This is a genomic window from Mucilaginibacter sp. (assembly GCF_039207105.1).
Classification (GTDB): domain Bacteria; phylum Bacteroidota; class Bacteroidia; order Sphingobacteriales; family Sphingobacteriaceae; genus Mucilaginibacter.
Genome location: NZ_JBCECK010000156.1, coordinates 1 through 11,091, shown reverse-complemented (window position 1 = coordinate 11,091; position 11,091 = coordinate 1). Strand labels below are relative to the sequence as shown.

Below are 11,091 nucleotides of genomic sequence, written 5' to 3'. Positions count from 1 at the left end.
GCCCTAATGGTGATTTGGCTGTACGGTAAGATGCGCCTGTGCCTGAACAATACCCGCAGTTAGGGTCTGAGTATACCAGATAATAAATGCCTTTACGTTTAAACAAAGCAGGTGCTTCTGTTTTGCCATCAGTAACGGATTTAACGTGCTGGCCGGTACCGGTCAGATAATCGGCACTCAGCTTTTCAATAACGATGCTGCCTTTGGTGCGCCAATCGGTATAGGCCAGATAGGCTGTTCCGTCGTCGTCAACAAAAGTATCATGATCGCCGTTGTTTAAGCCGGCTACAGGCATTTCACTGTTCACGGCAAGTGTGGGTTCTTTTACCTCAACAAACGGGCCTACAGGTGTTTTGCTGGTGAAAACACGGTAGCCAACACGGTTATCGTATACGTTTATCCAAAGCACGTAAAGCCTGGTTTTCTGGTTATAAATAACATGCGGGCGAAAACAACCATAGGTTTTACCATCGCAACGGGTTTGCCATATGGTTGTTTGGGCGTTAAATAAAAAGCCTTTGTCTGTCCAGTGTGCAAGATCTGTTGATGAATACACTTTAAAACCACAAAACGGCGCCGATTTATTACCCCACTCAAAGCCGCAATCATAGCTGGTGCCATATAGGTAGTACACTCCGTTAAACAAGGCTATTTCACCATCATGGGCATCTATAGCGTTGCCCGGGTTATCAAATTTGGTAAGCTGCCTGCCATTGCTACTAAAGTTTTTTATAGTTTGGGCACAGGCTATCTGCGTAATTAAAAATATGCTTAAAAGGGAAGTAATAATTGTTTTCATCGGTTTAACTATTGGGATGCATAGAGCTGCACCTTCCAAATTTATTTTAATGAACCCGAATTGCACTTACATTATTTGATAATTTGTTTGCTGTTTATGGCATGAATCAGGAAGCGCCCAAGGCTCGTTTCCGGTAATCGGAAGGGGTGAGGCCGGTTCTTTTTTTAAACAGTTTGGAGAAATAAAAATAAGAGTCGAACCGGAGATCGCAGGAAATCTGTTTGATAGGTATACCAGGATCATTCAATAAACTTTTGGCCCGTTCAATTTTTAACTGAATATAATATTGCCCCGGCGACAAGCCCGTATGGGTTTTAAACACTTTGCGAAACCAGGAGTAGCCAACCTGTAATTGCTCGGCTGCTATCTCCGGCGAAAAATCCTCGGCTATATTGGATCGGAATAATAGTCGTGCCTTATTAATGATCACTTCTTTATCTTCAGATTCAACCGCGTTTTGTTTGATAATGGAATGAAAACTGCCTAATAAATGCAAGGCAGCACCTGATATAAGGGGTTGGTAGCCGGGAGCTTCCTGTTTTGTTTTTTCAATGATGCAGTTAAAAATATCAAATGTTTTTTCGTTAAAGCCGATATACAAACAAGGATTATCGGGTTTAAAAAAATGCTTTTGAGCCAGGTTATCTATAATGTCGCCCTTAACACCTATCCAGTATTCGTCCCAGCCGGTTTCGGTATTAGGTTTATAGCGATGCCTTTCGCCCGGAAAAAGAATGATGATAGTACCTGCCTTAATTTCTGTTTGGGTGCAGCTGTCAGATTCAAAAACACCCTTGCCTTTGGTGATGTAAATGATCTGGTATTCATTCAAAACACGGCCGGCATTCCAGTTAAAATAATGGTGGGCAGGGTGACTTTTTACCGGATATAAGCCTGATGCTTCAACGCGGGTGCAGCCGGCGTTTAAAACACATAAACCCCAATTTTCATCTTCTTTACTAACCGGCAGGTATCTGTAGTAATTAATCATTCCAATATTGGTTGGTATTAGTTATAGGCTATTGATCCGTAGCCTCCTGGTTTACAATTTATAAAAATATTAAACTTTAAGTAAAAAACAGATGTGGGCAATATCAATAGGGTTTTAATGTCAAAAAACATAAACAAAATATCAAATAGTTAATAACCGGCTTATCAGGTTAATTAAATCAAAAACTACAAATCAAATATCAAAACATACATTGTAAAAAAGGGTCGGCAGGATAACTTTGAATCATCAATAATTAGCCAGTTAATACCAACGTATTACTTCATATAAACGGTCACCGTCTTTGTTAATAACAATTGCCGTAAATGTGATGGTCAACCTGCCCGATTTTTTATAACATATTGTAAATAAAATGCTGACAAAAACAACAATTGCCCCCGTGGTTAAAGTGGGGCTTTTTGGAATTGGTTTAAACGTTTATTGGGATCAGTTTGAAGGATTAGAAAAGCGGCTTTCCGGCTATGTTGAGATAGTGGCTGATAAGCTCAAAACCTCTGGTGCGGAAATTGTAAACCTGGGCCTGGTAGATACGCCTCAAAAAGCATTTGAGGCCGGCAATCGTTTCAGAACCGAGGGGGTAGATATTATATTTTTATATGTAACCACCTATGCTTTGTCTTCAACCGTGTTGCCTGTGGTTAAAAAAGCCAACGTGCCGGTAATTGTACTTAACCTGGCACCTGATGCAGCGATTGATTATACCGCTTTTAACAACTTAAAAGACCGCACAGCCATGACGGGGGAATGGCTGGCCTATTGTTCGGCCTGCCCGGTACCGGAGATAGCCAATGTTTTTAAACGATCCAATATTCCTTTTTACCAGATAACAGGCATATTGCATGGCGATGAGCATGTTTGGCAGGAAGCCGCTGAGTGGATAGAAGCCGCCAAAGTAGCCAGCCAGATGTATCATAACACACTTGGCCTGATGGGTAATTATTACTCAGGTATGCTGGATATATACGCTAACCTTGCCCTGCATTGTGCCGCATTTGGCGGTCATATAGAAATTGTAGAGGTTGATGAACTGTCGGCACTAAGGGCTAATGTATCTGCCGATGAAATTAAGCTCAAGGTTGATGAAATTTACAAGAGCTTTGATGTTCAGGATGATTGCCCGGTGGAAGAAATAGAACGCGCTGCTATAACTGCTGTGGCGCTGGATAAACTTGTTCAGAAGCATAACCTGGGTTCGATGGCCTATTATCATAAGGGGACAGGTAATGCGGCTAATGAGGATACCATGAGCTCGGTTATAGTGGGGAACTCCCTGCTTACAGCCGCTGGTATCCCGGTAGCTGGCGAGTATGAGGTAAAAAATGCCCAGGCCATGAAAATTATGGAATGCTTTGGTGCCGGAGGTTCTTTTACTGAATACTATGCTATGGATTTTACCGATGATGTGGTGCTGATGGGACATGATGGGCCCTGTCATCCGGCTATTGCCGAAGGGAAAATCAAGGTTAAACCATTGCAGGTTTATCATGGTAAGGTAGGTAAAGGTTTATCGGTTGAAATGTCTGTTAGTCATGGTCCGGTTACCTTGTTGTCGGTAGTAGAAACAACTGATGGTAAGATCATGTTCCTGGTGGCCGAGGCCGAATCAGTTGCCGGACCAATTTTGGAGATTGGAAATACCAACAGCAGGTACAGATTCCCTATAGGAGCCCGAAATTTTGTGGAGAGCTGGAATGCTCAAGGGCCAGCACACCATTGCGCGGTTGGCAAAGGTCACATCGCATCCAAAATAAAAAAGCTGGGCGATATTTTAGGCCTGCAAACCATTAAGGTATGCTGATTACAACTGTAAATTTATTAAGTTACATTGCTTATTTATGGAAATTCACATGAAACAAAAAACATTCACTTTAGCGCTTTTGATATGCTGCTGCGTTTCATTAAACGTACATGCCCAGCAATATTTAGACGGCAGGCCATCCGCCTCATTAAGGTTAGTTTGTAAAGATGAAGGTGTAGTATTAAGGCATGGTGATGGCGCCGATAGCTGTGATACATTTGGCGCAAGAGAGGCTATTGTGAATAAGGATGGTAATAAATATTATTTATTTTATGATGGGGCAGGTAAAGATGGCTGGAAGGCATGCTTAGCAGAAAGTAATGATCTGAGAAAATGGACTAAAAAGGGCGCTATACTTACCCTGGGTGATTCAGGGAAAATGGATTCAAAAAGTGCATCGTCTCCCTGGATCATTAAAAGCGATGGCATGTGGCACATGTTTTACCTGGGCACTCCGCATACCTCGCCCGCTCCCGACAGGATACCGGCATTCCCTTACCTTACTATGAAGGCGCAGGCCAAATCAATTGAAGGTCCCTGGATTAAACAATATGATGTTACCCCCTTTATTGAAAAAGCCAACAGCTTTTATACCGTAACCTCCAGTCCCGGGTTTATTGTTAAGGTAAACGGCGAGTTTCTGCAATTTTTTAGCGGCGCGTCGCAGGATGCTAACGGGACCAAAAGAACACTGGGATTTGCACGGACTAAAAACCTGAACAGCAGCTGGAATATTGATCCAAAACCATTGTTCCCGCCAACAGAACAGGTAGAAAATTCCTCTGTGTTTTTTGATGAGGCTACTAAAACCTGGTATTTATTTACCAACCACATTGGTATAACCAAAGAGAACGGAGAATATACTGATGCTATTTGGGTGTTCTGGACAAAGGATATTTACCACTGGAACGAGCAAAACAAAGCCGTAGTGTTAGATAAAACCAATTGTACATGGGCTAAAGGCGCTATTGGGATGCCGACTGTAATTAAAGTAGGAAACAAACTGGCCATGTTGTACGATGGGGTAGAAGGCACCAGCACCAGCCACATGCGCCGTGATATTGGCCTGGCCTGGATGCAGTTACCTTTAAAGATCAGCGGTAAGTGAAGCTTAACTAAGCTGTTTCCTTTTATTGCTTAAATATCTCCTGACCGGTATATCATAAACTACCATAACCAGGTAAGCAAAGCCTACCATTGCAATTAATCCAGATATAATGATCAAGGCTAATTGACAGGTGTTGGGCTTATGGCTGTTATAATAGTTAGAGAACATCCAAATAAACGCATAGTGCGTCATGTACAGCGGGTATGATATTTTACCGGAGAATACGCACAGTCTTTTAAAGGCTGATGTTAATGTAGCGCCTGCCCCTAATGCAACTAATAATGGGAAATAAAACAGCACTACAAAAGTCTCGGTTAGCCAGTTCCATTTAGAGTAGGGCATTAAAAAGGCAAAGGCTAATAATATCGCTATGCCAATAAAGCCCAGGCGGGATTTAATGATCCAGTTTGAACGGTAAACGAGCAGCCCAGCCATGAACGAAAAACAGATACGCACGCAGCCATCCCAAAAATTTTCGCCGCCCCAGCCACCCATTAAATTGCCTGCACGGTAGCAAACAAGGCAAATAGGTACAGCGGCAATCAGCGTTAATACTAATAACAAGCGTTTGTTGAGTTTGCAGAGTATAAAGGCGTAAAAGATATTGGCAACATATTCCCAAAATAATGACCATGCGGGGGCATTGAAACTGAACAAGTTAAAATAGCGTTCGGGCATGGTAGGGTAAGGAATGAGGAGAACAGATGTCAGGAAATACAATATGATCTTGCCGGCACTTTGTTGTATGGCATGCGTATTAAAAGGATCAAACAAATAAGTTATCAGCCCCAATATAGAGCCTAATATAACCAGTGGGTGTAAGCGTATGATCCTTGATTTAAAAAACTCAAATACCCCCATTTTACCAATCCGATCATTATAAGCATAACCAATCACAAAACCTGATAAGCAGAAAAAGAAATCAACAGCCAGAAAACCATGCCCGATAAAATTTTTGCTATAGTCTGAGTAAACCATTTCCATAAAGTGAAAGGTTACAACCGCCAAAGCTGCTACGCCCCTTAATCCGTCAAGAATTTCAAAATGTTGTTTGGTTTTTAATATATCAGGGCTTAATGTTTTCTCAGTCATTAATGTTAATTCTTATAAGGCTAAAATTTGTATTGCAGGGAGCACATAGGGGTTACGCGCGGTTTCAAGGATACCGAATAATTACTGCTTTGCCAAATTTTTGAACAAATTGCGGAGAGAATTAAAGGTTCTTATTGGCGAAGTAAATTCAGCTATTGTTGAGCTATCTTATATTTTAAAAAGGCTTTTTATACCTGTTACCGCGATTTGTAAGCCTACACAGAATATTAAAAATGCTGTAATCCGGTTTACTATTTTTTCGCCGTTTGAGCCGAGGTAATCAATAAGTGTTTTTGTATTGAGATAAAATATATAGATAAGTAGGCACATGAAAACAATAGAAAGCAGTATAGCCCCTGTGTTTAAATAATAATTTTTCATATCGGGCGAGGCACTGTGCGCGCTCAGTGTAAACAATACGGAAATAGTGCCTGCACCCGTAGTGACCGGAAATGTGATGGGATAAAATAATTTATCCTCTATATTTTGATAGCCTGATAATTTGGCTTGCTTCTCTGCATCGGCTGCCGGATCTTTTTCCTGTTTATCTGACGATAGAAATTCCCACCCCATTTTACAGATCATTATGCCACCGGCCAATTGAATAACCGGGATAGAAATGCCAAACAGTTCCAGTATCCAATGGCCTGCAAATAATGATACAGTACAAATAAAAAAAGCGTATAAAGTGATGCGGCCAACGGCCTTCCGTTTTTCGGCCTTGCTCAGGTGTGAAAAATAAGGGGTAATGATAAATGCTGACCCAACCGGGTTTATAACCGGAAATAACGCGATAATGCCTATAAAAAGCAAATGGACAAACGGGTGGTAAACAGGCATTGGTAATAGGAGCTAATGTATTGATAATTAGATTGAAATATACATAAAACAAAATAGTTGCACAAGCTGGGTATTAGCCATGTGCAACTATTTGATATGTCAATTAAGCCTTGCTAACAGATCAGGGCATTACGGCTGGCTTTTGGCTTAGTATATATTTTATTCTATCCTGATTATTCAGGGTATCAGCTTTTAAGGTAAGATCTTTACCCTCATAACACGCGTAGCTAAGCACAATTGGGTTTTCAATTGATGAGGTTGATTTAAGCAATTCCACCTGTTGCAGGTTGCCGGGAATATTGGCGCCAAACCAATGCTGGTCATCCTGCTGTTTCCAGGTAACCAAAGCAAATACCTCGCCCGCTTCAATTTGGTTTGTACCGGCTATAGCGGTTTTTAATGCTAATGGGTTGCCGTAAAGTGTTGAGGTAGTCCCCTGTTTTTTGTTGATAAATGTGGTGATAACTTTTAACCCTAACTGATCAAATTTAAATGATGCCGGCAGCGCGGCCGGGGGATTGGTTAATTCATCAATAGTAGGTTTATGATTGCAGGCATAAACACCAAAAACTATGGCTGCCAGAAATAAATATTTTATACTTTTCATGGTTTTAGTGTTTGATAGGAAGCGTGAAAACAAAATCTTCGTTTTTCATTGGGCGATGGCAGTTAATGCATTCGTTAGCAAAAAGCGGGGTTTTGCCATAAGGTACCATCTTAGGGGTTTTAAACCGGGCAAATCCCCAGCCGCCTGTAGACGCGTATTTTTTATCGTCCTTGATCATATACTCCACCTGTAAAAAAGCGCCGGGATGTATGTTACCGTCCTTATCAACCACCTGGGCCCAGGCAACTTTGGCCATTATACTTCCGTTTGGCCATGGGCGGATATTGTTTTCCTTAACCGCTTTCACCGCGATATCATTACCTAAAATTGCACGCAGAGTGTTGTTATCAAAACGTTCACTGGTGCTCAGCGGCTGCCAGTTTTTATAATCAGGAATGTAAGTAATTCCGTTAAGAGCCACCGGAAGGTTGGCTGGCGATAACTGATTTTCCTGCCATTTTTTGTATTGTTTATCAGCAGCGTTGGTTTTAGCAGTATCACCGTATATAGCTGGTTTCACCATACCCTGCAAATAGTTTTTGAGTGTAGCAAGCTGGTTTGCCGATATTTTGGCTGAGCTGTGTACCATTTCATAATCCTTAAGCGGCATGGCCCCTTCCTGAATTTGGTTAACCGCCTCCCATAGCTTTGCTTTTTGATCAGGTGCTGCTAAGTTGCCCCAGTCCGAAAAATTCAAAACCTTACGGCCATCCCTAATGTGCTGTGCTACGCGCCAGTTAACAGGTGTGATCTGATCAAACCAACGTAATTGCGTTTCGTTAGAGTGGCAATCATAGCAGGCCTGTTTGATGATGGTTTTTACTTCAGCCGGAGCTTGCAGGTCGGCGGTTACGGGCGGGTTCTTGATCTCAGGCCTTATAAACTGTATTATTATAAAAACAATAAGCAGGCACGCCAAAAAAAGATAGGTTCTTTTTCTGAAAGGGGTTTTGCGCGGGTTATTCATAGTATTTTTTTTTAAAAATAGTACGGCTAAAGCTTACAGGTATTTCTTATTCGGTGAACAGGCAAATACGCTCGTTAAATGAATAACGAGAGCGGCATACTAATTTAATGAATAGTTATTGTAATGTACTATAAAAATCATTTGCCTCACGCATAGCGGCTGAGCAAACAGCATCCAGATCGGCTATTATTAGTGCAATATCCGAATCGTCAGGTTGGGCAAATTCCAGTGCATCCAGAATATTGTTCAGGCGCGGTAACAAGCCCATAATGGCTACGCTGGTTTTCATATTATGCGCAATCCTGTTTAACTCCTGGTAGTTTTTGGTGTCAAGGGCGGTTTGCAAAGCCGATAGGTCTTGAGGAATACATTCCAGAAACTGGCCGGTAACCGTTTTTTCATATGCGATATTGCCTTTGCTAATCTCTTTCATATAGCTTAGGTCGATAACCTCGTAGCTGCCAGCCTGAGCGGTATTAATAGCTTTGTCTTCCGGCGCCGGTTTCGGAGTAACAAACTTATTGATCAGTTTAAACAGATCATGTTCATTAATGGGTTTGGAAATGTATTCATTCATGCCGTGGCTTATACATTTTTCACGTTCGCCGGCCATCGCGTGTGCAGTCATGGCAATAATGGGCACATTTGATTTTATAGTTGTACGGATATAGTTAGTGGTTGTGTAGCCGTCCATGCCTGGCATTTGTATATCCATCAGTACCAGATCGTACTGTTTTGTTTTTAATTTGCTGATAGCATCGTTCCCGTTACCTGCAATATCAAAGGCGGCATTCCATTGGGTAAGCAAATGTTTCATGAGGCTTTGGTTCATGGTGTTGTCATCAACCACCAGGATGCTTACTGAGGTATTGATCTTATCTTTATAAAGCTCTGCCTCAGCATATGGCTCATTATTTAACTGCTCGTTGGCAATGGTATAAGGTATGTAAAAATGGAACTCGGTGCCTTTACCGGGTTCGCTTTTAACTTCAATATTACCCTCTTGCAATAAAACTAAGTTACGTACAATGGAAAGGCCCAGCCCGCTGCCGCCATAGTTGCGGGTGATAGAATCTTCGGCCTGGTTAAAGCGTTCAAATATGGCAGTGAGTTTTTGTTTGTCAATGCCAATACCGGTGTCGGTAACCCTGAAACCCAATTGTATCTTTCCAGCTTTTATCAGCTGGTTATAGATCTCTACCCTTATCTCGCCGCGTTCGCTGAATTTTAAAGCATTGCCAATCAGGTTAACCAATATCTGTGTTAAGCGCGTCGCGTCGCCTATTAAAGTATCGGGTACATCCGGGGCAATTTTGCTGTGAAACTGCAGCCCTTTTTCCCGAACCCGTTCATTAAACAGCGTTTCAATAGAATGTAAAAGACCGCTAACGCTAAAAGGGGCATGAACAATGCGCATCATACCTGCCTCAATTTTTGAAAGGTCAAGTATATCGTTAACAACCATCATCAGGTTTTCGCCGGCACTTTGAATGGAGCCCACAAACTCTTCTGATTGGGTGTTCAGCTGCTGGCGCTTTAGCAAATTGGTAAATCCCAGTATCGCGCTTAGCGGTGTGCGGATCTCATGGCTCATGTTAGCCAGAAAGTTTTCTTTTACCTGCGCAGCCTCCTGCGCTTTTTTTTCTGATACATCCAGTTTAACAATCAACTGACTTTGTAAACGGAACTGATTGATAATAAATAAACAAAGAATAGCCCCGCTCAGCAACAAAATCGCTATCAGGATATTCCGGTACAGCATTGTTTTTTGAACGTTTTCCTGAATACTTGTACTCAGTTTGATCATCATGTTTTGCCGGCTGCTGTAAATTTTGCCGGTAACCATCATGATTTCGTTTGATATGAGCCTGGCTCTCGGATTGGCGATGAAGCTGGTATCATTCATTTTACCGGTGGCCATGAAACGCCCCATGAGTATATTTTTGATCCGTACTTTGTCAGTAGCCAAAACATTTAACCGGTCTATATACTGTTTAATCTTTGGGTCGGTATTATAGCGGGTGATGGAATCCAGATAGGATTTAACCGTTTGTATCTTACTATCCACCCCTTCCAGGTGCGAGGTGTCGTCTGTTGCTATGGCCGCTCTGATGCGGCTTTCAACGCCCAGTATATCGCGGTCAACTTCGCGCAGATGATCGCTTAACTGTAATTCGCGCATCAGATTGGCGTTGCCTTTTATCAGTTTTGATGTGTTTTGGCTGGCACTGTAAAGTACAAATATGATGAGGGAGGTACCCAATAAAAATGCCGCCAGAATGAGGTAGTTGAAACGTTTGTTAGCCATTACAAATGATGGTAAAGCCATTGTTGGTTGTTAAAGGTGCTAACTACTGGTTAATAAACTATTCCAAATTCGGTAAACGCGGGTAAACTATCGTTGAACCGGTAAAAATTGACGGTTGCCTAAAAAATATTCATCCGGCTATTCAGCGCTTTTCTGTAAGCGTCGGCTACCGGTAAAAACTTACCGTCAACAACCAATCCTCCATCCTGTATGGTGTCAATTTTACTCAGTGCTATAATATATGAGCGGTGTACCCTGATAAATTTTGATGTCGGCAGCCTTTCTTCGGCAGCCTTTAATGTTCCGTGTATGGCATATACTTTTTGCGGCGTGTGAAACTTAACATAATCGCCCATAGCTTCTGCATACAGGATATCATCTATCCTCAATTTACGGGTTATGTTGGAGTCTCTTACAAAAATAAACTCCTCGGCCAGTACAGGTGGTTCGGCCGTGTTCTTACTTTCTAAAATTTCCCTGGCCTTATTAACGGCCTGTAAAAACCTGCCCGGGGTAACGGGTTTCACCAGGTAATCGGCAACATTCAGCTCAAAAGCCTCAAC

General features: G+C 42.0%; 10 protein-coding genes. 2 read left to right on the top strand and 8 right to left on the bottom strand.

Annotated features, from left to right (window positions below; all coding sequences use genetic code 11):
- Both AAGC65_RS21635 and AAGC65_RS21630 read right to left on the bottom strand, forming a co-directional pair.
- Positions 1-799 (bottom strand): family 43 glycosylhydrolase (locus tag AAGC65_RS21635; protein WP_343114548.1); only part of this gene is annotated, 799 nt, incomplete at its 3' end.
- 106 nt (positions 800-905) lie between these two features.
- Positions 906-1,790: an AraC family transcriptional regulator gene (locus tag AAGC65_RS21630; protein ID WP_343114547.1), complete on the bottom strand. Its 885-nt coding sequence runs from the start codon at positions 1,788-1,790 to the stop codon at positions 906-908.
- Positions 1,791-2,160: 370 nt separating this feature from the next.
- Here AAGC65_RS21630 and AAGC65_RS21625 point away from each other — a divergent pair, with 370 nt between their 5' ends.
- Positions 2,161-3,606, top strand: coding sequence for an arabinose isomerase (locus tag AAGC65_RS21625; protein WP_343114546.1), 1,446 nt, complete (start codon positions 2,161-2,163; stop codon positions 3,604-3,606).
- A 49-nt stretch (positions 3,607-3,655) separates the two neighbouring features.
- Positions 3,656-4,714, top strand: a complete 1,059-nt coding sequence (locus AAGC65_RS21620) for a hypothetical protein (RefSeq protein WP_343114545.1) — start codon at positions 3,656-3,658, stop codon at positions 4,712-4,714.
- Between the two features lie 3 nt (positions 4,715-4,717).
- Here the strand turns inward: AAGC65_RS21620 and AAGC65_RS21615 are convergent, their stop codons facing one another.
- The 6 genes from AAGC65_RS21615 to AAGC65_RS21590 all read right to left on the bottom strand — a co-directional run.
- On the bottom strand, positions 4,718-5,806 hold the full coding sequence (locus tag AAGC65_RS21615; RefSeq protein WP_343114544.1) for an acyltransferase: 1,089 nt from the start codon (positions 5,804-5,806) through the stop codon (positions 4,718-4,720).
- A gap of 168 nt (positions 5,807-5,974) precedes the next feature.
- A complete protein-coding gene (locus AAGC65_RS21610; RefSeq protein ID WP_343114543.1) occupies positions 5,975-6,646 on the bottom strand; it encodes a MarC family protein in 672 nt (223 codons plus the stop codon).
- Positions 6,647-6,767: 121 nt separating this feature from the next.
- Entirely contained in the window at positions 6,768-7,253 is a 486-nt protein-coding gene (locus AAGC65_RS21605) for a hypothetical protein (RefSeq protein ID WP_343114542.1), read from the bottom strand.
- Positions 7,254-7,257: 4 nt separating this feature from the next.
- Positions 7,258-8,220, bottom strand: a complete 963-nt coding sequence (locus AAGC65_RS21600) for a heme-binding domain-containing protein (RefSeq protein WP_343114541.1) — start codon at positions 8,218-8,220, stop codon at positions 7,258-7,260.
- A 115-nt stretch (positions 8,221-8,335) separates the two neighbouring features.
- Positions 8,336-10,549, bottom strand: a complete 2,214-nt coding sequence (locus AAGC65_RS21595; protein ID WP_343114540.1) for a response regulator — start codon at positions 10,547-10,549, stop codon at positions 8,336-8,338.
- Between the two features lie 98 nt (positions 10,550-10,647).
- Positions 10,648-11,091 (bottom strand): response regulator transcription factor (locus AAGC65_RS21590; protein WP_343114539.1); only part of this gene is annotated, 444 nt, incomplete at its 5' end.

Bases quoted from the DNA above. Each gene is read 5' to 3' on its own strand.
- AAGC65_RS21630 (WP_343114547.1), bottom strand. From the start codon at position 1,790: ATGATTAATTACTACAGATACCTGCCGGTTAGTAAAGAAGATGAAAAT.
- AAGC65_RS21600 (WP_343114541.1), bottom strand. From the start codon at position 8,220: ATGAATAACCCGCGCAAAACCCCTTTCAGAAAAAGAACCTATCTTTTT.
- AAGC65_RS21620 (WP_343114545.1), top strand. From the start codon at position 3,656: ATGAAACAAAAAACATTCACTTTAGCGCTTTTGATATGCTGCTGCGTT.
- AAGC65_RS21610 (WP_343114543.1), bottom strand. From the start codon at position 6,646: ATGCCTGTTTACCACCCGTTTGTCCATTTGCTTTTTATAGGCATTATC.
- AAGC65_RS21615 (WP_343114544.1), bottom strand. From the start codon at position 5,806: ATGACTGAGAAAACATTAAGCCCTGATATATTAAAAACCAAACAACAT.
- AAGC65_RS21625 (WP_343114546.1), top strand. From the start codon at position 2,161: ATGCTGACAAAAACAACAATTGCCCCCGTGGTTAAAGTGGGGCTTTTT.
- AAGC65_RS21605 (WP_343114542.1), bottom strand. From the start codon at position 7,253: ATGAAAAGTATAAAATATTTATTTCTGGCAGCCATAGTTTTTGGTGTT.
- AAGC65_RS21595 (WP_343114540.1), bottom strand. From the start codon at position 10,549: ATGGCTTTACCATCATTTGTAATGGCTAACAAACGTTTCAACTACCTC.